General features: G+C 46.9%; 26 protein-coding genes. 12 read left to right on the top strand and 14 right to left on the bottom strand.

The window, feature by feature from the left end; translation table 11 throughout:
- Window positions 1-37: 37 nt before the first annotated feature.
- From fabF to ICN41_RS02025, 8 genes are all read right to left on the bottom strand, one after another.
- Window positions 38-1,285: a beta-ketoacyl-ACP synthase II gene (gene fabF, locus ICN41_RS01990; RefSeq protein ID WP_216291118.1), complete on the bottom strand. Its 1,248-nt coding sequence runs from the start codon at window positions 1,283-1,285 to the stop codon at window positions 38-40.
- A gap of 21 nt (window positions 1,286-1,306) precedes the next feature.
- The gene (gene acpP, locus ICN41_RS01995; RefSeq protein WP_028819177.1) at window positions 1,307-1,546 is read right to left on the bottom strand and encodes an acyl carrier protein; all 240 of its coding nucleotides are present in this window, start codon (window positions 1,544-1,546) and stop codon (window positions 1,307-1,309) included.
- Window positions 1,547-1,647: 101 nt separating this feature from the next.
- On the bottom strand, window positions 1,648-2,391 hold the full coding sequence (gene fabG / locus ICN41_RS02000) for a 3-oxoacyl-ACP reductase FabG (RefSeq protein WP_216291119.1): 744 nt from the start codon (window positions 2,389-2,391) through the stop codon (window positions 1,648-1,650).
- Window positions 2,392-2,431: 40 nt separating this feature from the next.
- Complete coding sequence (gene fabD / locus ICN41_RS02005; protein WP_216291120.1) at window positions 2,432-3,367, bottom strand: ACP S-malonyltransferase; 936 nt, start codon at window positions 3,365-3,367, stop codon at window positions 2,432-2,434.
- A gap of 24 nt (window positions 3,368-3,391) precedes the next feature.
- Window positions 3,392-4,378 (bottom strand): beta-ketoacyl-ACP synthase III, encoded by a 987-nt coding sequence (locus tag ICN41_RS02010; RefSeq protein ID WP_216291121.1) that lies wholly within the window; start codon window positions 4,376-4,378, stop codon window positions 3,392-3,394.
- On the bottom strand, window positions 4,375-5,388 hold the full coding sequence (plsX, locus tag ICN41_RS02015; RefSeq protein ID WP_216291122.1) for a phosphate acyltransferase PlsX: 1,014 nt from the start codon (window positions 5,386-5,388) through the stop codon (window positions 4,375-4,377). The genes ICN41_RS02010 and plsX overlap by 4 nt, the downstream gene beginning before the upstream one ends.
- Before the next feature lie 83 nt (window positions 5,389-5,471).
- The gene (gene rpmF, locus ICN41_RS02020; protein WP_011902241.1) at window positions 5,472-5,651 is read right to left on the bottom strand and encodes a 50S ribosomal protein L32; all 180 of its coding nucleotides are present in this window, start codon (window positions 5,649-5,651) and stop codon (window positions 5,472-5,474) included.
- Window positions 5,652-5,756: 105 nt separating this feature from the next.
- A complete protein-coding gene (locus tag ICN41_RS02025) occupies window positions 5,757-6,332 on the bottom strand; it encodes a DUF177 domain-containing protein (protein WP_216291123.1) in 576 nt (191 codons plus the stop codon).
- Between the two features lie 43 nt (window positions 6,333-6,375).
- On the opposite strand from ICN41_RS02025, the gene ICN41_RS02030 reads away from it, so the two are divergent.
- Both ICN41_RS02030 and ICN41_RS02035 read left to right on the top strand, forming a co-directional pair.
- Window positions 6,376-6,978, top strand: a complete 603-nt coding sequence (locus ICN41_RS02030; protein WP_216291124.1) for a Maf family nucleotide pyrophosphatase — start codon at window positions 6,376-6,378, stop codon at window positions 6,976-6,978.
- Between the two features lie 3 nt (window positions 6,979-6,981).
- Entirely contained in the window at window positions 6,982-7,752 is a 771-nt protein-coding gene (locus ICN41_RS02035) for an SAM-dependent methyltransferase (RefSeq protein ID WP_216291125.1), read from the top strand.
- Window positions 7,753-7,788: 36 nt separating this feature from the next.
- Here the strand turns inward: ICN41_RS02035 and sppA are convergent, their stop codons facing one another.
- From sppA to ICN41_RS02050, 3 genes are all read right to left on the bottom strand, one after another.
- Entirely contained in the window at window positions 7,789-8,736 is a 948-nt protein-coding gene (gene sppA, locus ICN41_RS02040; RefSeq protein WP_216291126.1) for a signal peptide peptidase SppA, read from the bottom strand.
- Between the two features lie 89 nt (window positions 8,737-8,825).
- Window positions 8,826-9,512 (bottom strand): HAD-IA family hydrolase, encoded by a 687-nt coding sequence (locus ICN41_RS02045; protein WP_216291127.1) that lies wholly within the window; start codon window positions 9,510-9,512, stop codon window positions 8,826-8,828.
- A gap of 16 nt (window positions 9,513-9,528) precedes the next feature.
- Window positions 9,529-10,548 (bottom strand): RluA family pseudouridine synthase, encoded by a 1,020-nt coding sequence (locus ICN41_RS02050; RefSeq protein WP_216291128.1) that lies wholly within the window; start codon window positions 10,546-10,548, stop codon window positions 9,529-9,531.
- Window positions 10,549-11,013: 465 nt separating this feature from the next.
- Here ICN41_RS02050 and ICN41_RS02055 point away from each other — a divergent pair, with 465 nt between their 5' ends.
- The 5 genes from ICN41_RS02055 (at window position 11,014) to ICN41_RS02075 (ending at window position 17,032) form a co-directional block, all read left to right on the top strand.
- Window positions 11,014-13,608: an Rne/Rng family ribonuclease gene (locus ICN41_RS02055; protein ID WP_216291129.1), complete on the top strand. Its 2,595-nt coding sequence runs from the start codon at window positions 11,014-11,016 to the stop codon at window positions 13,606-13,608.
- An 84-nt stretch (window positions 13,609-13,692) separates the two neighbouring features.
- Window positions 13,693-14,808, top strand: a complete 1,116-nt coding sequence (gene moaA / locus ICN41_RS02060) for a GTP 3',8-cyclase MoaA (protein ID WP_216291130.1) — start codon at window positions 13,693-13,695, stop codon at window positions 14,806-14,808.
- Window positions 14,808-15,413: a molybdenum cofactor guanylyltransferase MobA gene (gene mobA / locus ICN41_RS02065; RefSeq protein WP_216291131.1), complete on the top strand. Its 606-nt coding sequence runs from the start codon at window positions 14,808-14,810 to the stop codon at window positions 15,411-15,413. The genes moaA and mobA overlap by 1 nt, the downstream gene beginning before the upstream one ends.
- On the top strand, window positions 15,410-16,726 hold the full coding sequence (gene glp, locus ICN41_RS02070; RefSeq protein ID WP_216291132.1) for a gephyrin-like molybdotransferase Glp: 1,317 nt from the start codon (window positions 15,410-15,412) through the stop codon (window positions 16,724-16,726). The genes mobA and glp overlap by 4 nt, the downstream gene beginning before the upstream one ends.
- 12 nt (window positions 16,727-16,738) lie before the next feature.
- The gene (locus ICN41_RS02075; RefSeq protein ID WP_216291133.1) at window positions 16,739-17,032 is read left to right on the top strand and encodes a hypothetical protein; all 294 of its coding nucleotides are present in this window, start codon (window positions 16,739-16,741) and stop codon (window positions 17,030-17,032) included.
- 28 nt (window positions 17,033-17,060) lie between these two features.
- Here ICN41_RS02075 and ICN41_RS02080 read toward each other — a convergent pair whose 3' ends face one another.
- Complete coding sequence (locus tag ICN41_RS02080; RefSeq protein ID WP_216291134.1) at window positions 17,061-18,074, bottom strand: D-glycerate dehydrogenase; 1,014 nt, start codon at window positions 18,072-18,074, stop codon at window positions 17,061-17,063.
- Window positions 18,075-18,190: 116 nt separating this feature from the next.
- Here ICN41_RS02080 and fdxA point away from each other — a divergent pair, with 116 nt between their 5' ends.
- Genes fdxA through ICN41_RS02100 form a run of 4 tightly spaced genes read left to right on the top strand, consistent with a single transcriptional unit; the run spans window position 18,191 to window position 20,920 of the window.
- On the top strand, window positions 18,191-18,514 hold the full coding sequence (gene fdxA, locus ICN41_RS02085) for a ferredoxin FdxA (RefSeq protein ID WP_216291135.1): 324 nt from the start codon (window positions 18,191-18,193) through the stop codon (window positions 18,512-18,514).
- Between the two features lie 26 nt (window positions 18,515-18,540).
- Window positions 18,541-19,587 carry an FAD-dependent oxidoreductase gene (locus ICN41_RS02090; RefSeq protein ID WP_216291136.1) on the top strand — a complete coding sequence of 349 codons (1,047 nt, stop codon included), beginning with the start codon at window positions 18,541-18,543 and terminating at the stop codon, window positions 19,585-19,587.
- A gap of 37 nt (window positions 19,588-19,624) precedes the next feature.
- Complete coding sequence (locus ICN41_RS02095) at window positions 19,625-20,419, top strand: thymidylate synthase (protein ID WP_216291137.1); 795 nt, start codon at window positions 19,625-19,627, stop codon at window positions 20,417-20,419.
- Between the two features lie 12 nt (window positions 20,420-20,431).
- Complete coding sequence (locus ICN41_RS02100) at window positions 20,432-20,920, top strand: dihydrofolate reductase (RefSeq protein WP_216291138.1); 489 nt, start codon at window positions 20,432-20,434, stop codon at window positions 20,918-20,920.
- Window positions 20,921-20,964: 44 nt separating this feature from the next.
- On the opposite strand, the gene ICN41_RS02105 is transcribed toward ICN41_RS02100, so the two are convergent.
- Entirely contained in the window at window positions 20,965-22,047 is a 1,083-nt protein-coding gene (locus tag ICN41_RS02105) for a TRAP transporter substrate-binding protein (RefSeq protein WP_216291139.1), read from the bottom strand.
- A 31-nt stretch (window positions 22,048-22,078) separates the two neighbouring features.
- Window positions 22,079-23,425 carry a metalloprotease PmbA gene (gene pmbA, locus ICN41_RS02110; protein WP_216291140.1) on the bottom strand — a complete coding sequence of 449 codons (1,347 nt, stop codon included), beginning with the start codon at window positions 23,423-23,425 and terminating at the stop codon, window positions 22,079-22,081.
- A gap of 26 nt (window positions 23,426-23,451) precedes the next feature.
- Here pmbA and mog point away from each other — a divergent pair, with 26 nt between their 5' ends.
- Window positions 23,452-24,075 (top strand): molybdopterin adenylyltransferase, encoded by a 624-nt coding sequence (gene mog, locus ICN41_RS02115; protein WP_216291141.1) that lies wholly within the window; start codon window positions 23,452-23,454, stop codon window positions 24,073-24,075.
- The last annotated feature ends 1 nt before the right edge of the window (window position 24,076 follow it).

Consider the following 24,076-nt stretch of genomic DNA (forward strand, 5'->3'; position numbering starts at 1 on the left):
CTTGGTAAAAACCAAAAAAGTGGAGATAAGGAGAATATTAGGTCAATTTGCCAAAAATCAAGGTGCCGTTAGTACCACCAAAGCCAAAGTTGTTTTTAACCGCATGGTCAATCTTCACGTCCCGAGCTGTATTGGCGCAGTAGTCCAGGTCACATTCAGGGTCTTGATTGAAGATATTGATGGTTGGTGGGGATTTCTGATTATGCAGCGCCAGAATAGTGAAAACCGACTCCAAGCCCCCAGCGCCACCCAAAAGGTGCCCGGTCATCGACTTGGTTGAGTTGATCAACGCCTTCTTGGCATGATCGCCTAGGGCCGCTTTAATGGCCTCAGTTTCATTCTTGTCGCCCAATGGAGTAGATGTTCCATGAGCATTGAGGTATTGAATTTGGTCTGGATTCAAACCAGCGTCACGCATCGCATTCACCATGCAACGACGTGGGCCATCCATATTGGGTGCAGTCATATGATAGGCATCGCCACTCATACCAAAGCCCATTAATTCACAATAAATTTTTGCGCCACGGGCTTTTGCATGCTCATACTCTTCCAGTACGATCACGCCAGCGCCCTCTCCGAGCACAAATCCATCGCGATCTTTATCCCAAGGACGAGATGCTGTAGCTGGATCATCATTTCGGGTTGAGAGTGCTCTTGCAGAAGCAAAACCACCAACACCTAACGCAGAGATTGTGGACTCAGCACCACCAGCAACCATCACATCAGCATCGCCATACTGAATTAAGCGTGCCGCTAAACCGATGCTGTGCAAACCAGTTGTACATGCAGTCACTGCAGCAACGTTTGGACCTTTAAGGCCAAACAGGATGCTTAAGTGGCCTGAAATCATATTAATAATCGAGCCAGGAACAAAGAAGGGTGAGATACGGCGAGGGCCACGAGCCAAGAGCTCAGCACCAGTCTCTTCAATCATTGGCAAGCCGCCAATGCCTGATCCAACCATCACGCCAATACGTTCAGCGTTTTGCTCGGTAATCTCTAGACCGCTATCGCGGATAGCTTGAGTCCCCGCAGCGATGCCGTAATGGATAAAGGTGTCCATATGGCGCGCTTCTTTAGCAGAAACATATTCTTCAACGTTGAAATCTTTCACCTCGCCAGCGAAGTGAACACTGAGCGGAGTATGGTCGAACTTAGTGATAGTGGCTATGCCTGATTTGCCCGCAAGCAAATTAGACCAAGCCACATCAACTGAATTGCCAACTGGTGAAATTAGGCCAAGACCGGTAACTACAACCCGGCGTCGGCCATTTGATACTGACACAGTAGTACCTAGGCTCGGGAATTAACCCTGAGCTTTTGATTTAGCGAAGTCGATCGCGAGCTGAACGGTGGTAATTTTTTCGGCTTCCTCATCAGGAATTTCGATACCGAATTCATCTTCCAAAGCCATTACCAGCTCAACAGTGTCAAGAGAGTCAGCGCCCAGGTCATTCACGAAAGAAGATTCATTCTTGATATCTCCTTCTGCGACGCCCAATTGCTCAGCGACGATTTTCTTAACGCGTTGTTCGATGTTGTCCATTAATTTCCCCAGGGGTTGTAAAAAACGATGGAAGGATTTTATCAGTTTGGCGGATCAAATTAGCAAATTCGCCTAAAAATGACCAAATCCTTGATTTGTCCTTAGGCTAGATAGAGTCCGCCATTGACGTGTAGGGTATTTCCCGTAACGTAACCCGCGGCTGGAGAGGCTAAAAATGCCACCGCCTGGGCCACATCCTCAGGGCTCCCTAAACGGGCTAAAGGAATGTTCACTTTTAGGGCATTTTGCTGCTCTTCGCTCAAAGCACGGGTCATATCGGTATCAATAAAGCCCGGTGCCACGCAATTTACCGTGATATTTCGGCTGCCAATCTCGCGCGCCAAAGCCCTTGTCATGCCAGAAACACCTGCTTTTGCAGCGGCATAGTTGGCCTGACCAGCGTTACCCATATGACCAACAATGGAGGTGATATTGATAATGCGGCCACCACGTGCCTTCATCATGGGGCGCAAAACAGCTTGTGATAAACGAAATACCGAACTGAGGTTGGTATCAATCACATCGGTCCACTCATCGCCCTTCATACGCATTGCCAAGTTATCGCGCGTAATGCCAGCGTTATTTACCAAAATATTGATAGCACCAAAATCTTTCACAATGACATCAATAATATTTTCACAAGCATTTGGCTCAGTGACATTTAAGACCATTCCACGACCACCAGTAGATTTCAGACGCTCATCAATTGCTTTTGCGCCATCCGCTGAAGTTGCCGTTCCAATTACTTTGGCACCACATTTCACCAACTCATCCGCAATGGCTTGACCAATACCGCGTGATGCACCGGTTACTAAGGCAATTTGTCCGCTTAAATCGAGATTCATGTTTGTCTTCCGCTGTGAACTTTGTTAGCTAAGTTTATTTTTATTTAAGACCTGCAAGCGCTTCATTCAAGCTGGTTTCATCAAATACTGGCACGCCAGTCACTTGATCATTAATCCGCTTGGTGAGGCCTGCTAAAACCTTACCGGGACCACATTCCACCACTTGGGTAACACCTTGTTGTGCCATTGCTTGAATGGTTTCTTGCCAGCGTACTGGCTTGGCCGCTTGACGAACTAAAGCATCTTTAATGGCCGCGGGATCATTCAAAATTTGCACGTCTACGTTGTTAATAACAGCAATAGTCGGTGCTTTAAATTCAATATTCGCTAGATAGCCTTTTAACTTTTCTGATGCTGGCTGCAATAAAGAGGAATGAAATGGTGCTGATACAGGTAATGGCAGTGCGCGTTTTGCGCCAGCTGCTTTCAGCAACTCACATGCTTTAGTTACGGCATCACTTGCACCAGCAATCACTACTTGACCGGGTGCATTAAAGTTCACTGCCTCAACTACACCACCAGATGCGGCACTTGCCGCTGCGCAAACTTGAATCACCATGGCGTCATCTAAACCCAAAATCGCAGCCATGCCACCAGTCCCTACTGGCACCGCACTTTGCATTGCCTCAGCACGAAAACGTACCAATGGCACTGCATCTTTAAAAGAGATAACACCTGCAGCAACTAATGCTGAGTACTCCCCAAGGCTATGACCAGCCATCACTTTAGGAGCCTCACCACCTGCTGCAAGCCAAGCACGGTAGAACGCAACACCCGCAGTCAACATCACAGGTTGCGTGTTGGTAGTTAATGCCAAGGCCTCTGCCGGGCCCTCAGAAATCAACTTAGCAACATCTTCACCCAAGGCATCAGAAGCCTCTTGTAAAGTTGCACGTACTTCGGTGCGCTCTGCCACCGAGTTCAACATCCCAACGGATTGGGAGCCTTGACCTGGGAAAACAAATGCAAATGTCATGAGAATATTTTGAATAGTTAAGAATTAGTACTTGAGTGCGACTGCACCCCACGCAAATCCACCACCAACACCTTCTAATAAAAGATGTTGGCCTCGCTGAATTTGACCTGAACGCACACCGCAATCCAATGCAAGCGGAATAGATGCTGCTGATGTATTGCCGTGCTCATGCACGGTCACAATAACTTTATCCATAGACATGCCCATCTTCTTGGCAGTGCCTTCCATGATCCGGATATTGGCCTGGTGTGGCACTAACCAATCAATTTGTTCTGGCTTGAGATTGGCTTTCTCCAAAGCTTCATGAGCTACTTGCTCCAAAACTTTAACGGCCAATTTAAACACTGCTTGACCATCCATAGTCATAAAGGGAGAGCCATGAACCTGACCATTACCAGCGCGTCCGGGCACGCATAAAATATTGCGCTGGCTACCATCCGCATGTAAGGCAGTTGACAAAATACCAGGCTCTTTTGAGGCCTCTAAGACGACCGCTCCTGCACCATCACCAAAGAGTACGCAAGTTCCACGATCCTGAAAATCTAAGATGCGGGAGAAGGTTTCGGCACCAATCACTAAAACTTTTTTATAAGTCCCACATCGAATGAAGGCATCAGCAGTCGCTAATGCATAGGTAAATCCAGCACAAACCGCCTGAATATCAAAGGCCGCACAGGCAGTATGCGCACCCAATTTATCTTGTACTACACAAGCAGTGCTTGGAAATCCACCCAAGTGATCTGGTGTAGAAGTGGCCAAAATAATCAGATCCAAATCTTCAGAGCCAATACCGGCGCTGGTTAATGCAGCTTGTGCTGCCTTGAGCGCTAAATCGCTAGTCAGCTCATTTTCTGCAGCAAAGTGTCTCGCAGAAATCCCGCTACGAGTAGTAATCCACTCGTCACTGGTCTCTAAACCATTCTTGGCTAAACGCTCTACCAAATCCTGGTTGCTCAAGCGCAGCTCTGGAAGATAACTTCCTGTGCCAGCAACTCTTGCGTAAATACTCATTCTTTTGTCTCCGCCATAAAGGCCCCAGCAATACGCTCCACCATCCGATTCTTAGCGGCTTCATAAGCACGATCTAAGGCAAAACCAAATGCAAAACGATCGGCAGAGCCATGACTCTTAATGACACATCCGCGTAGACCTAACAATACCGCACCGTTGTAGCGACGATGATCAACGCGTTTGCGCACCCGCAATAAGGGAACCATTGCACAAATAGCCATGAGCTTTGTTAGTAAAGAGCGATTAAATTCTTCGCGAATCATACCGCTCATCATTTTCGCTAAGCCTTCACTGGCCTTCAAAACCACATTACCCACAAAACCATCGCACACCACAATATCGGTAGTGCCTTTAAAAATATCATTGCCTTCTACATTGCCATAGAAGTTCAGTTTAGTTTGACGCAGTAGCTCGCTCGTTTGCTTGACTACTTCGTTACCCTTAATGACTTCTTCGCCAATATTGAGCAAACCAATTGAGGGATTTGGCTTGCCATCAACAACCTGCACCATCACATTAGCCATTTGGGCAAACTGAACTAAGTGCACAGGCTCACAATCTGCATTAGCACCCAAATCCAGCATGGTTGTTCCACGACCTAACTCATTCGGTATAGCAGTAGCAATCGCTGGGCGATCAACACCCTCAAGTGTTTTAAGGATGTAACGAGAAATCGCCATCAAGGCACCAGTATTGCCAGAGGAGATGACGGCATCTGCAGCGCCCTCTTTCACTTGCTCGATTGCAACTCGCATTGAAGAATCTTTTTTGCGACGCAAAGCCACTTCAATGGGGTCATCCATTAAAACAACTTCGCTCGCGGGAATGATTTGAAGGCGCTCAAGAGGCGCTTTAGAAAATTTATTGAGGGCTTGCTGAATTGCGGCAGGGTCACCTACCAATGCAATCTTCACATCAGCATGCTTTGCCAAAAAATCGCAGGCGGCTGGAACCGTCACAACGACTCCATGATCTCCGCCCATGGCATCAATAGCTAGAGTAACGCTCATAAACTCATTGATTGCTGCAAGTGATTTATCCAAGAAAAAAGCGGCTTTTCGTGGAGCCGCTTCGATCTATTTAGACTAAAAAATTAGTCGTTTTTTGTTTTAACCACTTTACGACCACGATAGTAGCCGTTTGGTGAAATGTGGTGGCGCAAATGAGCCTCACCAGTTGTGGCTTCAACAGCCGTAGCAGGTGCGGTCAAAAAGTCGTGCGCACGATGCATGCCACGTTTGGAAGGTGATTTTTTGTTTTGTTGAACGGCCATATTGAACTCCTAAGCAAGGCAATATTCTAGCATGGAAAAGCGTCTAAATGCTTGATTTATCAATAAAGCATATTCAATACAACTTTCCTAATACAGGCCAGAATTTTAGTTTTTCTTCATATTTTTCAATATGTTAAAGGGGTTTTCAGGCTTTTCAAGGGTATCTTCCTCCCCCTCATCCCCAAAACTAGAGGCATGGGGCTCACAAAACCCCTCTGGATGCTTTGGGATCAAGGGCAAAGATAGCAAAATCTCATCCTCAATCGTTTCTAGAAGATTGAAATGCTGGCTAGCAACCAAGGCTTCATGCTCCTCATCCTCTATCGGGTAATCATCAGCCAGATCTTCGCTAGCCAAGAGCACAAAACGGCGTTTTTCAGACAAATCCACAGCGCAATCTTGCAAACAACGCTGACAAATGAGGTGAATTCGGCCTTTTAAGCCTAAATCCAGGGTTTGTAGAGGATCGCTTCCAGGGGAATCCTCAAAATGGGACTGAACACTCCACTCAAATCCGTCCCCTTTTAAAACCACCGAAGCCTCCTTGGCAAGCCTGGGAAGCTGATCAATACTTAAAAAACCTGTGCCACGATAGGTCTGTGGGGCGCAAAAGTCGACCTTTTTTAAGGCACTAGGCTCTGCAGACAACTCAATTTGAGGTAAAACTTGATTACGATTCATGGCATCAGTCTAAATCAAGCCTACTTTGAAAGCACCTGCAGTAATGAGTATTTCTACAAATCCCCCGCTCATCCTGGCATCCACTTCGGTTTACCGACGCGAACTCTTAGAGCGCCTGCGCATTCCTTTTGAAGTGATTTCACCCAAAGTGGATGAAACCCCTCTTGCCGGCGAAAACTCACTCGATCTTTCACTCAGACTTGCGCATGCAAAAGCTGCAGCCGTTTCTAAAGCGCGCCCTGAAGCTTGGGTCATCGGCTCAGATCAAGTAGCCGATCTTTGTGGTGCCGCCATTGGCAAACCAGGAAATTTTGAAAGGGCGATGGCGCAATTGCAATTGATGCGTGGACAGACCGTCACTTTTTACACTGCACTTTGCTTGATGAAGGGTGATACACAGACCACCTTATGCGTCCCCACTGAAGTGCGGTTTCGCAAATTATCCGATGATGTACTAGAGGCATACCTGCTTGCGGAGGAACCCTATGATTGCGCAGGTAGCGCCAAGTCTGAAGGTTTGGGCATTAGTCTTCTAGAAGCCATTCAGAGCGACGATCCAACTGCTCTCATTGGTCTACCACTGATTGCATTGACGACCCTCTTACGTGATGCGGGTTTTGCAATCCCATCTTCAAATACAAAGTAATTTATGGCAAAGCTTGGCACTCTTTTTTTAGTACCCAATACTCTTGGGGATGATGCTCGTACCGAGCAGCTGCCTTGGGTTCTGCCAAACCAAACCATTATTCAAGCCGCCAAACTCAAGCATTGGATTGTGGAAGATGCCAAAACAGCCCGGGCATTTTTAAAAGCAATTGATACCGTCGCGCCATTGGTCTGCACGATTCAAGAAATGCAAATGGGTGAATGGCGTGGCCTTGCTCGCAATGCCAAGTATGGCGATTCTGTAAAACCAGCAGATCTTCTGCAGCCTTTAATTGCCGGCAGTGATATGGGTCTCATGTCCGAAGCTGGAGTACCAGGTGTGGCTGATCCTGGTGCTGAACTAGTGTTGGCTGCCCACAAATTAGGAGCCAAAGTAAAGCCCTTGATTGGTCCAAGTTCAATCCTATTGGGTTTGATGGCCAGTGGCTTAAACGGCCAACGTTTTGCTTTTCAAGGCTATTTACCGCATGACACACATGAGCGTAGTACCAAGTTAAAACAACTCGAGCTCGAATCCAGAAAATTACAGCAAACACAAATATGGATTGAGACGCCCTATCGCAATACAGCGATGCTGATGGCTTGTATGAATTCTTTAACTCCGCAGACGATGCTTTGTCTTGGTGTAGATCTGAGCTTACCAACTGAAATGGTTGTGACTACATCCATTACTGAGTGGCGTAAGCGTTATCCTAATGAAGCTGCCTGCGCATCATTACAAAATAGGCCAACCGTATTTCTACTGTTGGCCTAAATATGATTTTTAAATCTTCTTTTTGATTTGTATTTTTTACTTCAAATCTGGAGTCTTAATTAAAGCCTTGCCTGCTGCCGCTCCAGCTTCAGCACCAAAGCGCTTAGCAACCCGTTCAGCAAAGTTTTCTTTCATGGTGTAGTCCAAGATGTCAGGGGCTTTAAACACATCGCGTGCGACTGTCTCTACCGTACCAAATCCATCAGCCAAACCTAGCTTGACTGCCTGTTCACCATTCCAAACGCGACCTGAAAATAAATCAGCCGTATCCTTCAAGCGGGCCCCACGGCCTTCTTTCACAACCGCAATAAATTGCTGATGGATTTCATCAATCATGGTTTTGATCATCTCTACTTGCTGAGGATTTTCCTTGCTAAAAGGATCCATCATTCCTTTATTGGATCCTGCAGTAATCATGCGACGAGTGACGCCCAACTTATCCATCAAACCAGTAAAACCAAAGCCTTCCATGATGACGCCAATTGATCCAACCAAGCTTGCTTTATCTACAAGGATTTGATCAGCAGCTACAGCAACGTAGTAACCACCAGATGCGCAGATATCTTCAACGACAACGTAAAAAGGTTTCTTTGGATAGAGCTTACGCAAACGATGTATCTCATCATTGATCATGCCTGCCTGAACAGGTGAACCCCCAGGGCTATTGATACGCAAGACTACGCCAGCACTGTTTTCATTTTCAAAGGCAGACACTAGGGAAGAATTGATATCCATCGCATTGGCCATTGAGCTAGAGGAAATCTCGCCATCCAAAGTCACCATCGCCGTATGTTTCTCTACCCCCATACCGCGGCCTGGAAGATGAAAATCAAAAACGGTAAAGACTACTGCCACCATTACCAACAAAGTTAATACTCGTAATACGGCTTTCCAGCGGCGCGCTTTACGAGTTTCTTTTAAGTTCTCTAGCAATAAATGCTCAAGCGCTTGACGTTCCCAATTTGGGTTTGGATTGTTTTCCATTATTTCAATTCCTTAGTGTTTCTCTTAGTGCTTCTCTGGGTATTTGTCTTACTACTTCTTCATGTTTCTTGTTGAATTCTCAATGCTGATCAAATCGATGCTTGCAGATTATCTTTAAGCCATTGGGTTAACTGCGGAACATCATCAACGTGGGCCAAGGACTTTGAGGTCTTCAGGGTATCTGGCGGGTGGGCACCATAGGTTACTGCAATTGCATCTACCCCCGCATTCGCAGCCATATCAAGGTCATGCGTTGTATCTCCCACCATCAGGATGCGACGCGTTGGGACTTGAGTGACATCGGATAACTCCAGCAACATGCCGGGATGGGGCTTAGAAAAGGACTCATCCGCTGTGCGCGTTTCATGAAAGAGGTTCGTCATTTTGTGATGTTTGAGTGAGCGATCTAAACCCACCCTCGACTTACCAGTTGCCACCCCTAAAAGATAATTATCCGATCGCAGATCTTCTAGCAATTCTCTAATGCCGACAAACAAGTCGAGCTCGTGATCTTTTGCTAAATAATGAAAACGAAAACGATCGGTCAATTTTTGGAAGTGCATCGGATCTACCCAAGGCACAGCCCGGCGCAGGGAGTCATGAATGCCTAAGCCGATTACTGAGCTTGCCAATGAATCATCTGGGACCTTAAAACCTAAGTCGCGACAAGATTGCTGAATGCAGTGCACGATCGTAGGCGTGGAATCCATAATAGTTCCATCCCAATCCCACACAATCAGGTCATAACGACGATCCGCTTTGTTTTTTTCTGGCATCTTTTAAGAAAATCTTTTATTCATTCACTGGCTGAGCGAAGGTTTTCATCATCAACTCGAACTCTTGAGGTAAAGGCGATTCAATGCGCATTTTTTCCCCAGTACGAGGATGAGTAAATCCTGCGAGATGGGCATGCAAATAAAGACGCTTCGATTTAATGAGTTTATCTTGATCCTCAAAACCATATTTATCGTCACCCAGAATGGCATGCCCCAACTTTTGTAAGTGCACCCGGATTTGATGCGTGCGGCCCGTTTTCAACTGGGCCTCAGCTAGGGTAATAGCTACTTCATCTTTCTTGAGGGTTTTGCTCACCCGTAAAGCAGTATGGCTAGGAAGTCCGTCTGGATCAACCCGCACCCTGCGTTCACCATTAGCCAATAGATATTTATGTAGCGGGAATTTGAGTTGCATCACTTGAGCACCCTGAGCAATTTCACCATGGGCTAGTAAGTAATAGCGCTTATCAGTTTGCCCTTCCCGAATTTGACGGTGTAACTCAACCAGGGCACTCCGTTTTTTTGCCAAGAGCAAAACGCCTGAGGTATCACGGTCTAAACGGTGAACTAGTTCTAAGAATTTGAGTTCCGGACGTGTAATGCGCAGCGTTTCAATCACGCCTAAGGCAATACCTGAGCCACCATGAACCGCCAAACCAGCTGGCTTATCGACTATTAATAGTGCTTCATCTTCAAACAGAATCAGCATTTTGTCGGAATAACCCCGAGCACGGGATTTTGTCTGTGCTGTATTCACTGCCGCCATTTGGGCGGGTTCTGCAATTCGGACCGGAGGCACTCGAACAACATCGCCCTCAATAAGGCGGGTAGTTGGCTCGGCCCGCTTTTTATTCACCCTAACCTCGCCCGAGCGAATAATTCGATAAACGTGGCTTTTGGGAACCCCTTTAGCCCAGCGGAGTAAATAGTTGTCTAAGCGTTGGCCAGCCTCTTCAGGACCAATCGTTTGCAAATGGACTGCGGGTGGAGCGGATGTTTTTGCCTTTGGGGGCTTGGATACAGGGTCAGATTTCATGATTTATCTCTCTTGCCGCCTCGTTCTAGGACGACAAGGGACTCAACAATACCCCATTGTCATTCAACTTGTGCCGTATAATCAACGCTCTAGCCAATTTATTGGCCCGAGACCAACCTGAAGTCAGGCTTGTATCGTGGAGCTTGGAGTCGCCCTTTAAAAGACTCCCGGGGTTGCCCCTCCCCCGTTGTAATGAGGCGCAGGGTTGGTGTGCCGTATGCCGCGACCCGCGATAGAAGACAGTTTTTTAGGCGCGCGCCTGCATTGATGACCTAAAGGAGGTCTCTGCGGCGATCGTCAAGTGTGGCACCGATTTAACCGAACGTTATTTTGGTGGACTGGGCAAAAGAAGCCTAGATTTGCAAGATCCACACTCATAAACCGCCATGGGCTTGGTCCCAAGCGGCATTTAACCTGTCCCCTAACGCAGCGCGCTTACTTCGCCCTCCCCCATAGGAGAGTGTTATGAAACGCATGTTGTTTAATGCAACTCAACAAGAAGAGTTGCGAGTTGCCATCGTTGATGGTCAAAAACTCATTGATATTGATATCGAAGCTGCCGGTCGTGAACAACGTAAAGGCAATATCTATAAAGGTGTAATTACCCGCATTGAACCCTCCCTTGAGGCCTGCTTTGTCAATTACGGCGAAGAACGTCATGGCTTTTTGCCATTCAAGGAAGTTGCCCGTAGCTATTTCAAAGAGGGCATAGATGTCCGCAATGCCTCTATTAAAGATGCACTGCGCGAAGGCCAAGAAATTATTGTTCAGGTAGAAAAAGAAGAGCGCGGCCAAAAAGGTGCTGCGCTAACCTCCTTTATCTCTCTGGCTGGTCGTTATTTGGTATTAATGCCTAATAACCCACGTGGAGGCGGCGTTTCTCGTCGCATTGAAGGCGAAGACCGCCAAGAACTCCGTGAAGCCATGTCGCAATTAGAAGTACCAGATGGCATGAGCATCATTGCTCGCACTGCCGGCATTGGACGTGATGCTACTGAATTACAGTGGGACCTAAGCTATTTGATGCAGTTGTGGAAAGCCATTGACGAAGCTGCCAAAGGTAACTCCGCGCCATTATTGATTTACCTTGAGTCTAGCTTGGTAATCCGCGCGATTCGCGATTACTTCCAGCCTGATATTGGCGAGATTCTCATCGACACTGATGACATCTACGAACAAGCTGCTGCATTTATGTCAGTAGTGATGCCAGATAACTTGCCAAGAGTGAAGCGCTATCAAGATGATGTGCCTTTGTTCTCACGCTTCCAAATTGAACATCAGATTGAAACCGCGTATTCACGTACTGTGCCATTGCCATCCGGCGGCGCCATTGTGATTGACCACACTGAAGCGCTAGTCTCTGTGGACGTGAACTCTGCACGTGCAACACGCGGCTCTGATATTGAAGAGACTGCTACCCGCACGAACCTAGAAGCTGCCGATGAAATCGCTCGTCAAGCACGTTTACGTGACTTGGGCGGCCTGATCGTTATCGATTTCATTGATATGGAGTCCAGCAAAGCACAGAAGGATGTTGAGAATCGCTTACGCGATGCCTTGCGTCACGATCGTGCACGCGTCCAAATGGGCAAGATCTCCAAGTTTGGCTTGATGGAGATGTCACGCCAACGTTTGCGCCCTGCATTATCTGAAGGTAGCCACGTAACCTGCCCTCGCTGTAATGGCACAGGTCATATCCGTGATACCGAGTCTTCTGCCTTACAAGTACTGCGCATTATCCAAGAAGAGGCAATGAAAGAAAATACTGCCGCCATTCATACTCAAGTACCAGTTGAAGTGGCTGCTTTCCTCTTGAATGAAAAACGTGCTGAAGTCATCAAGATTGAGACACGCTTCAAAGTCAACGTCTTGATGGTGCCGAATAAGCATCTCGAAACTCCACATTACAAACTAGAGCGTTTACGCCATGACGATCCACGTCTTGACGATCAAAAAGCAAGTTATGTCATGGCTGAAGAAGCTGCACGTGAACTTGAGACAGACACAACGGTTAGCAAAAAAGATGCTGACGTTAAAGTGCGTCCTGAAGCTGCAGTTAAAGGCATCACACCGACTCAACCTGCACCTATTAGCCAACCACGCCCTGCGCGCACTGAAACAGTGGTTGTAGAGAGTTCTGGTGGTTTATTTGGATTTATTAAGCGCCTCTTCTCCTCTACTCCTGCAGTAGAAGAGAAACCAGTGCCAAGCAATGGTCGCGGACGCAATCAAACTCGCAATGGTGATCGCAATAACCGTAACCGTGGTCGTCGCGGTGATAGAGGTGACCGTGCTGAACGTCCAGCAGCGACTGCCGCTGAAGTCGCTCCAATTGAAGGCACCAATCGTAATCGCAATAACCGCAATCGCAATAACCAAAATGGTCCAAAACCAGAACGTCAAGAAGGTACTCGTAATCAAGCTGCTCCAGCAGCTGTCACACCTGCAACGGAAGCTGCCCCAGGTGCTGATGTAGCAACGGGTGCTGATGGTGAAGAGCGTCGTGGTCGTGGTCGCAATCGTCGTGGTCGCGGTCGTGGACAACGTGAACGTGGTGAGCGTACTGAAGGCGCTACTGATGCAGTTGCGACTCCAGCAGTCAATGCAAGCCCATTCTCAGGACCTCCATCTGGCATGGCAGGCGCATCAGCAACGATGCCAATGCAAAATCTTTCCAATAGTTTTGGCAACGTAAAACCGGTAGCTGAAAAACAAGAAAGAGCGCCGCGTGCACCACGTGCACCGCGCCCTACTCCAGCAGCTGCTCCAGCACCAATGGCAGCAGTAGCAGCATCTACAGTTGAAGTGATTGTGAAGCCTATGCCAGAGCTTCCTAAGGTCGCCTTCCAGGCACTTGAAGAAACGCCACTTCATAGCGTTGTGCAATCTGCAGGCATGATTTGGGTAGCGACCGACTCAGGCAAGCATGCCGAAGTCCAAGTCCAAATTAAGGCTGAGCCCGTTATTGAAAATATCGGCAGAACGCCAAAACCTGCTGCAACCCTACCTGAAGGCCCAATGGTTTTAGTTGAAACCGGCGGCCAAGAAAAAACGGTCTAAGGCTTTTTCTCCAGACCGCCATTTATCCCACAAAGATACTTGGCGGTTTGGCAGAAACCCCGTTTCACGGCCATAATTGAGAACATGGTTGAAAAAGTAATCCCCATTCGTATTGATGAAGGCAGCGGCCTTACGCCGTCCATTCCTGGACAACTGATTGCACCCCATGGTCATACCAAGGATGCTCGAGGTCGGACATTACGGGACCTGCGGATCTCGGTTACCGACCGTTGCAACTTTCGCTGCACTTATTGCATGCCGAAAGAGGTATTCGATAAAAACTATCCTTATCTCTCACATCAAGAATTACTGAGCTTTGAGGAAATCACTCGACTCACTTCGATCTTCTCTACTTTAGGCGTTGAAAAGATTCGCCTCACCGGTGGAGAACCATTGCTGCGTAAAAATTTAGAGTTGCTGATTGGCATGTTGGCCGACATTCGAACACCCGCAGGCAAACCACTAGATCTAACCTTAACAACCAACGGCAGCATCTTGCGTAAAAAAGCAGCCGAATTAAAAGCTGCAGGATTACAAAGACTCACCATCAGCTTAGATGGCTTAAATGATGAGATCTTTAAAAAGATGAATGATGTTGATTTTCCAGTTGCAGATGTATTGGATGGTATTGCTGCAGCTCAAGAAGCTGGCTTTAAAAATATTAAAGTCAATATGGTGGTTAAAAAAGGAACTAATGATCACGAGATCATTCCGATGGCAACCCATTTCAAAAACAGCGGCGTTATCCTGCGCTTTATTGAATTCATGGATGTCGGCAGCTCCAATGGCTGGAATATGGCTGAGGTGCTGCCTTCTAAAGAAGTTATTGCACAAATTAATGAAGTATTTCCACTAGAGCCTATTGAAGCCAATTACTCAGGTGAGGTTGCTCAACGCTGGCGATATGTCGATGGCTCCGGCGAAATTGGCGTGATCTCTAGCGTGACTCAAACCTTTTGTCACGAATGCACTCGCGCACGCATCTCTACTGATGGCCAAATGTACCAATGCTTGTTTGCCAATCAAGGTTACGATTTCAAAACTATGTTGCGCTCTGGACGTAGCGATTTAGAAATTGCGAATGCCATTATGAATACCTGGTCCCATCGCGACGATCACTATTCTGAAATTCGCGGGTCTCATACTGCCAACCCATCGACCGGCAATCGCAAAGTCGAAATGTCCTATATTGGCGGCTAATGATTGCTCCAGAAAATATGACTGGCTTAATCCTCGCTGGCGGTCGTGCTCAGCGTATGGGTGGAATTGATAAAGGCTTAATTCCCTTTCTTGATCAACCCTTAATTGCTTCCGCTATCAAGCGCCTCCAGAATCAAGTGGGGTCCATTCTGATTAATGCCAATCGCAACATCACTAAATATGCTGCCTATGGCTATCCCGTCATCCTCGATGAAACCCCAGACTTTTCGGGGCCCCTAGCGGGATTTTCTGTTGGACTGCAGGCCTGTAAAACACCTTATCTTTTAACCTCCCCTTGCGACTCCCCGCTCCTTCCCCTAGACCTCGGAGTAAAACTAGCGGAAGAAATGGAGCGCGGGGATTTTCAATTGGTTTATGCCTCAAGCAAAGAGCTTGACGATAAGGTATGGGCCCAACCTGTTTTCTGTTTAATGCGTGCTGACTTACTAAAATCACTCCAGGGGTTTTTAGCAAAAGGCGATCTCAAAATCGATCGCTGGTTTAAAGAGTTACATTCAAGTACGGTGGTATTTGATAATGCCACTGCCTTTGCAAACGTGAATACTCCCGAGGAACTCCAGTCTTTAGAAGAGGTATCGCGATGAATCTTTCACCCAATAACCCGATTCTGCTCAGCTCCTCTTTACATGTAGACGAGGCTCGCAAAGCGATTGCGCAATTAGTTGCTGAGCTGATTTCAGAATCTCGTTTAACTCAGAGCCCTACTGATATTGAAACTGTTTCTCTAGATCAGGCGATTAATCGCGTACTGGCACTAGATGTTTTATCCCCTATTGATGTGCCCTCTGCTGACAACTCAGCAATGGATGGATTTGCATTTAACGGTCAATGCCTAGATAGTCAATCTCCTGAGATTAGCTTACGTGTGATTGGTACAGCCTTTGCTGGAAAGCCATACACAGGAGTAATTGGCCAAGGGGAATGCCTGAAAATTATGACCGGCGCTTTAATGCCAAGTCATTGCGATACCGTTATTCCGCAAGAGTTCACGGAGTCTGAAGACCAAGTCGTGATTCGATTCAAGCAAAACCAAGTCAAGCCTGGTGAAAACCGCCGCTTACGTGGTGAAGATTTGGAAAAAGGAAAGCCAGCTATTGTTGCAGGACGTTTATTGCGTCCATCCGATTTAGGTTTAGCCGCCTCTCTTGGTATTGCACAACTTCAAGTTCATCGCAAATTAAAAGTAGCCATATTGTCTTCTGGTGATGAGCTTCGTTCATTAGGTCAGCCATTAGATAGTGGTAGTATTTATGACAGCAATCGCTATAGCCTCACTGGACTATTAAACCGCCTCAATATGGACATCATCGATTGCGGTATTGTGCGCGACGATCCTGCCTCACTGAAGGAGGCCTTTTGCAAGGCAGCTCAAAAAGCGGATGTATTGATTTCATCTGGGGGTGTCTCAGTTGGTGAGGCGGATTTCACCAAGCAAATCATGCAAGAGCTAGGTGATGTCGGCTTTTGGAAAATTGCGATGAGGCCAGGTCGTCCGATGGCCTTTGGCACACTCAAGCCTGTTCCAGGAAAATCCCCTGCTCGTAAAACCCTGTTCTTTGGATTACCTGGTAATCCCGTAGCAGTCATGGTGACCTTCTATCAGTTTGTTCGTGCCGCACTTTTGCAACTCAATGGCGCAAGTCAAACTGAAGCCCCTTTAACCCAAGCAATATCTGAAACCTCCATTCGAAAGAAACCAGGTCGCACCGAGTTCCAGCGCGCTATCTTGGGGCCCGGTCCCGACGGCCGACCCACCGTAAGACTCACCGGGAGCCAGGGCGCAGGTATTTTGCGTTCGATGAGTGAGGCAAACTGTTTTGTCATCCTTCATCATGATCAAGGAAATATTGCTGCTGGTGATTGGGTAGATGTAGCACTTTTTGATGGACTGCTTTAAGATTGCGTCATCATGAAACTTAGCAAAAAAGAACTCGTCTTCCTCGACCCCATGCATACGGCCAAAACCTTAGTCTTGGTTTATCTATGTTTCTCAGTTCCCATCGTTTTATTGGCCCTCTTTGTTGCCTTTGTTCGCGATGGTGCCATTCCAGGATTTACCGTTCTTTCAGCATTAATTCTCAATGCGCTACTTGGCTTTGGTTTACTGTGGATTGCCTGCAAGGTCTACAACTGGGTAGCAGGCAAGTTCGGTGGAATTGAATTAGCTTTGCGCGAGCTCCCAGAAGAAATCGACGCGGAGTAATTTGCGTAGTTTGCGAATTTGGCTTTTACTAAGCCTTCAATAATTCTGTATTAATTAAACTCGGTGGCTTCTTACCCGCTAATGCAGCGCGTAAGTTTTCAATGGCTAAATCCACCATTGCTCTACGCGTCTTTTCGGTGGCACTCGCAATATGCGGCGCCAATACTACGTTGCTGAGTTTGAGCAACTCTGGATTGACTTGCGGCTCACCCTCAAATACATCCAATCCTGCAGCAAATATCTTCTTCTCTTTTAGCGCTTGCGCTAAAGCCAAATCATCCACAATGCCACCACGGGCGATATTGACTAGAGTTGCAGTAGGCTTCATGAGAGCAATTTCTTTTGCACCAATAGTATGGTGGCTCTCAGCGGTATAAGGCAAGACGAGGACTACGTGGTCCGCAGTGCGAAGCAGTTCTTCTTTAGAGACATAAGTTGCCCCACAGGCTTTTTCATCAGCCTCAGAGAGACGACTGCGATTGTTGTAAATCACCTTCATACCAAAAGCGAGTGCGCGCTTAGCAATGCCTTGACCAATCCGACCCATACCAATAATGCCGATGGTGCTGTGATGTAAATCCATTCCCAGAGGGTTATGAACAATTGACCACTTATCCCAGTGGCCATTTCTGACCCAATGCTCAGACTCCGTAATACGTCTTGCAGTTGCCATCAATAATGCAAAACCAAAATCTGCAGTGGTATCCGTGAGAACATCAGGGGTATTAGTTGCCATGACACCAGCAGCAGTCATTGCTGGCACATCAAAATTGTTGTATCCCACCGAAATATTGGCAACCACTTTGAGATTCTTTGCATGGGCAAGCGCTGCAGCATCAATGCGCTCACTTCCAGCAACTAATGCCCCCACCACATTTGCGAGTTCTTTTTGCAACTCTTCAGGACTGAAGATCCGATCCGCCTGATTTGAAATAAGCTCAAAAGATTCCTCCAGCTTGGCCAAGGCTTCTGGGAAGATAGCCCTAGCAACGAGGATTTTGGGTTTGGAGCCGCCAGATTCGGAATTTGACTGTGTATTCATAGGAAAGACTTTACCTCAAGTAAATTGAGTCTTTTGCCTGAAAAATGGGCTAATTCGGCTAAAATCAGGTTTTCACCACCCACACCCCAAGCTTGGGGTTCTTGAAATAAAACATCATGACTTACGTTGTTACCGAATCTTGTATCCGCTGCAAATACACCGACTGTGTTGATGTTTGTCCAGTTGATTGTTTTCGCGAAGGCCCAAACTTCTTAGTAATCGATCCAGATGAGTGCATTGACTGCGCCGTCTGCGTTCCAGAATGTCCAGTAAATGCCATTTATGCAGAAGATGATGTTCCTGGAGACCAGCAAGTATTTATTAAGCTTAATGCCGAGCTCTCACCAGGCTGGACGTCGATCACTAAATCTAAAGCAGCACTCCCAGATGCTGACGAATGGAAAGAAGTCAAAAACAAGCTTGATCAGTTGGTGAAGTAAACCTTCACCCATCCCTTCGAGAATTTGTGTTGCACTCCCCCATTCAAATCGATGCACTCATTATTGGTGCCGGCCCCGTGGGTCTGTTTCAAGTTTTTGAGTTAGGCCTGCTAGAGATCAAGGCGCATGTCATTGATTCCTTGCCTGAAATAGGCGGCCAATGTATCGAGCTTTATCCAGACAAACCAATCTATGACATCCCTGCGATCCCAGTTTGTACAGGACGTGAGCTTACCCAAAATCTCCTAAAGCAGATTGAGCCATTTGGCGCTCAATTTCATCTTGGCCAAGAAGTCACGGAATTAAAGCCGCAAGCTGATGGACGCTTTTTAGTAAGCACCTCCAAGGATGAACATTTTCTAAGCAAAACTATCTTCATAGCCGCAGGCGTTGGCGCGTTTCAGCCTCGCGTCCTCAACCTCGAGGGCTTAGACGTCTTTAATGATTCGCAAGTGTTCTATCGAGTAAAACATCCCGAGCAATTTGCCAATAAGAATCTAGTGATTTGTGGCGGTGGTGATGCCGCCTTAGACTGGGCCTTACATTTTGCCGATATTGCATCCAGTGTCACCTTAATTCATCGACGTGATGACTTTAAAGCAGCGCCAAAATCAATTACTAAGATGCGTGAACTTTGCGCTGCTAACAAGATGCGCTTACTCATTGGTCAAATTACGGGCTATGAGACCCGCGATGATCGCCTCACTGAAGTCGTGTTCAAAGATGTTGACGGTAAACCTCAACTCATCACACTAGATGATCTCCTGATTTTTTTTGGTCTCTCACCTAAGTTAGGCCCTATTACTGATTGGGGACTTGAGATTGATCGCAAGCAAATTACGGTTGATACCCAAAAGTTTCAAACCAGTATTCCAGGAATTTATGCCGTGGGCGATATTAACGTCTATCCCGGCAAGAAAAAATTGATTCTTTCAGGCTTTCATGAGGCAGCCTTAGCCGCCTTTGCTGCAGCTGAGTACCTCAACCCTGAAAAACAGATCCAACTGCAATACACCACCACCTCTCCTAAGCTTCACAAGGTCCTCGGGGTGAAGTCACCCACATTCGAGTAAGCTATCGGATAACCTTTAATTTTTAGCCAATTTTCTTATGCGCCAATATCACGATCTCATGAAAGAAGTCCTTGCCAAAGGCGTCCAAAAGTCGGACAGAACTGGCACTGGAACGATCTCGGTATTTGGCCACCAGATGCGTTTTAATCTGGCTGAAGGCTTCCCAATGGTGACCACTAAGAAGTTGCATCTGAAATCCATCATTTATGAATTACTCTGGTTCCTCAAAGGTAGCACCAATAATAATTGGCTCAAGGAACGCGGCGTATCGATCTGGAATGAATGGGCAGCACCCGATGGCGAGTTAGGCCCCATCTACGGATATCAATGGCGTTCTTGGCCTGCGCCCAATGGACAGCACATTGATCAGATTGCCGAAGTCATCGACACAATCAAGAAAAATCCTGATTCCCGACGCATTATTGTTTCTGCTTGGAACGTAGCAGATATTCCGCGCATGGCTTTAGCGCCATGTCATGCCTTCTTTCAGTTTTATGTAGCTGACGGCAAATTGTCATGTCAGTTATATCAACGTAGCGCCGATATCTTTTTAGGTGTTCCTTTTAATATTGCCAGCTATGCCCTGCTGACGCACATGGTTGCCCAGCAATGCAATCTCGAAGTAGGTGACTTTATCTGGACGGGCGGCGATTGTCATCTTTATAGCAATCACCTTGAGCAAGTAGACCTGCAGCTCTCTCGTGATTTCTTCCCATTACCTAAGCTGAATATTTTGCGCAAACCGGATTCTATTTTTGATTACGAGTTTGAAGATTTTGAAATTACCGGCTACGAATCTCATCCACACATTAAGGCGCCGGTCGCTATTTAAGAAAACCTTTACATGACTCAACCAGCTATTTCTATGATTGTGGCGCGCTCGCGTAACCATGTTATTGGTCGCGACAATCAAATGCCTTGGAAGATTTCTGCAGACCTGCAATTCTTTAAACGGGTGACGATGGGTTTTCCTGTCATCATGGGACGTAAAACTTGGGAATCCATTGGCCGTCCACTGCCAGGGCGTCGCAATATTGTGGTTAGTCGCAATGCCAATCTCACTCTAACAGGCGCTGAATTGGCCGGGTCTTTAGATGAGGCACTTAACCGTCTTAGCGATACCCCGCGCGTCTTTGTTATTGGTGGTGAGCAATTATTTACACAGGCTTTTCCAAAAGCAGATCAACTTTATATTACTGAAATCGATATGGATGTTGATGGTGGCGACACCTTCTTTCAGGTTCCTAAACCTGAGGAATGGGATGAGATTGAACGTACCCCCGGCTCTGAAGGTGATATCACCTTTCACTTTCTGACGCTACAGCGTAAATAAAAAAGGCTCCTCAGGAGCCTTTTTACATTGAGGATTTTTCTGCCTTATAGTTTTTTACTAAAACTATATTGGGCAAAGGCCTCTTCAGCCAAACCAAACCATTGCGCTTCCATATTTCTAAAGACGCGATAGTCCTCAAAAATCTTCTTGAACTGAGGGTTCTTCGCAGACTCTTCTGCATAAGTCTCTTCCGCCGCCTTAAAACAAGCATCGAGTACTGAAGAATTGAATTTACGTAAGACTGCGCCGTTTTGCACAAGACGCTGGAGTGCTGGGGGATTTAGGGCATCGTATTTAGCACACATATCGTGGTGCGCCATAATGGCGGCGGCTTCCCAGGCGGCCTGATAAGAAGGGGGTAAAGAATCCCATTGCTTTTTATTGACCAAGAAAGAGAGTGCTGCTGCGCCTTCCCAAAATGCGGGGTAGTAGTAATTTTTTGCTACCTTTGCTAGACCTAATTTTTCATCATCATAGGGGCCAACAAATTCTGCGGCATCAATCGTACCCTTCTCTAATGCTGAGTAAATTTCACCTGCAGGAAGTTGTTGAGGGACGACGCCCAATTTAGCTAATACTTGCCCAGCAAAGCCAGCAATCCGAAATTTCAGGCCCTTTAAATCTGCAGGGGATTTAATTTCCTTACGAAACCAGCCGCCCATTTGAGTACCAGTTTGTCCACCCAGAAAATTGACGATGTTATAGCTGGCATACAGCTCGCGCATTAACTTCATGCCATTACCATGCAGCATCCAAGCAGACTGTTGACGGGCAGTCATACCAAAAGGTGCAGCAGTATCAAAAATAAAGGCGCTATTTTTTCCTAGGTAGTAATAACCAGCAGTATGACCACACTCTACAGTGCCATTTTGAACCGCATCTAATACCTGCAGCGCTGGCACTACTTCACCAGCAGCAAATACTTTGATATTAAATTTGCCATCTGTCGCTTTGCGTAGCGCATTAGCAAAGATTTCAGGGGTGCCGTATAAGGTGTCTAGCGATTTGGGGAAGCTCGACACTAAACGCCAATTAAGGGTTGGCAAATTTTGCCCAATGGCTGGTGCAGCTAGGGCTACAGCTCCTGCGCCTATAGTCGCTTTCTTTAAAAAGGAACGTCTTTGCATTTCAATCTCCCCAATCTCTTAGATGCCTATCTTATTTACCGCCGATGGTCATTGAACCAATCAAAATGGAACCCGTTTCTTTAGTTCCTCGAATCAGTGTGTCACTTCCAATCATCTGGATATCCATCAGCATATCGCGCAAGTTTCCAGCAATCGTAAATTCTTCTACTGGATATTGAATCTCACCATTTTCAACCCAGTAGCCAAACGCGCCCCGAGAATAATCCCCAGTCACATAGTTCACGCCCTGCCCCATAAGCTCTGTTACCAATAGGCCAGTACCCATCTCTTTCAGTAAGGCAGGCAAACCACCCTTAGGCGTTTTTTTGCTATGGATTGTTAAATGGTGTGAACCACCTGCGTTGCCCGTGGTCTTCATTCCCAATTTACGCGCTGAATAGGTGGATAAAAAATATCCCTCTAAGATTCCCTTATCTACAACTGTACGAGCAGAGGTCTTAACACCTTCCTCATCAAAAGGCGCGCTTCCAGTCATGGATTTCAGATGTGGATTTTCAAATAGGCTGATGTGTTTTGGTAGCACCTGCTTACCCAGGCTATCGAGCAAGAAGCTAGAGCGGCGATACAGCGCACCTCCAGAAACTGCCTGCACCAAACCACCCAATAAACCCGCTGCTAGAGGAGCTTCAAAGATGACGGGGCAGCGACGGGTTGTAAGCGATCTTGCATTGAGGCGAGACAAGGCGCGTTGCGCAGCATATCTACCAATGGCTGCAGGATCAGCCAACTCCTCAGCAATGCGAGAACTGGAATACCAATCATCCCGCTGCATCTTGGCCTGTTTTCCAGTCTCCGTTGCGATAGGCGCACAAGAAATGTAATGCCTTGAAAATGGATAACCGCCCATAAAGCCGTGGGATGTCCCCATCATGAAATGGGCATGATGAGCTGATACAGATGCGCCATCACTATTTTGAATTTGCTTACTCACTGCAAAAGCACTGCCCTCTGCCGCTCGAGCAATTTCCACTGCTTCTGCAGAATCGAGATTCCATGGGTGAAATAAATCTAGATCTAAAGGTTTCTTTTCTAATAACTCACGCTCAGCTGGCCCGGCACAATTATCTTCAGCCGTATGTTGGGCAATATGGTACGCAGCCTCAACCGTAGCCCTAAGAGAAGCTTTTGAAAAATCACTCGTACTAGCATTCCCGCGACGATGTCCCAAAAAGACAGTCACGCCAACCTGTTTATCGAGACTTTGCTCGATCGTCTCAACCTCACCCTTGCGAACGGTCACAGAAAGGCCTTGGCCCTCTGAAATCTCGGCAACAGCGTCCGAAGCCCCTCTTTTTTTGGCTTCTTTAAGCATGAAATCGACGATTTCTTGGAACTGGTTAGATGTATATGTAAACATGCCCTAATAATAGCTAGAATAGAAACATGAAGCATACCGAAGCCTGGAAGCGAAGCGCTCCAAACGAAATCAAAATTGGCTTGATCTCAGTCTCCGACCGAGCCAGTAAGGGTGTTTATCAGGATGAGGGCATACCTGCCCTGCAGACTTGGCTCAAAAAGGCCTTGACCAACCCCTGCGTCTTTCATGAACGATTAATAGCCGATGAGGCAGAAATCATTACGGAAACGATTGTTGAGCTCGTGGACGACTTGGGTTGCGACCTAGTCCTCACCACAGGCGGCACAGGGCCCTCACGTAGAGATGTCACCCCAGAGGCTACCCTAGAGGCAGGAACCCGCAGAATGCCGGGATTTGGGGAGCAAATGCGTCAAATCAGCCTGCACTTTGTTCCTACTGCGATTTTGTCTCGTCAAACCGCTGTTCTCCGAGAAATTGAGGGCCATGCTGCTTTAATCATTAATCTACCCGGCCAACCCAAGGCAATTGCTGAAACCTTGGAAGGCCTTAAAGATGCTGAAGGTAAATCGATTGTCCCTGGCATTTTTGCCGCCGTACCTTACTGCATTGATCTGATTGGTGGGCCCTATATGGAAACTGATGAAACCGTGATAAAAGTATTCAGACCTAAGAGCGCCATTAAAAAGTAAA

This window comes from Polynucleobacter sp. 15G-AUS-farblos (assembly GCF_018882445.1).
Taxonomy (GTDB): domain Bacteria; phylum Pseudomonadota; class Gammaproteobacteria; order Burkholderiales; family Burkholderiaceae; genus Polynucleobacter.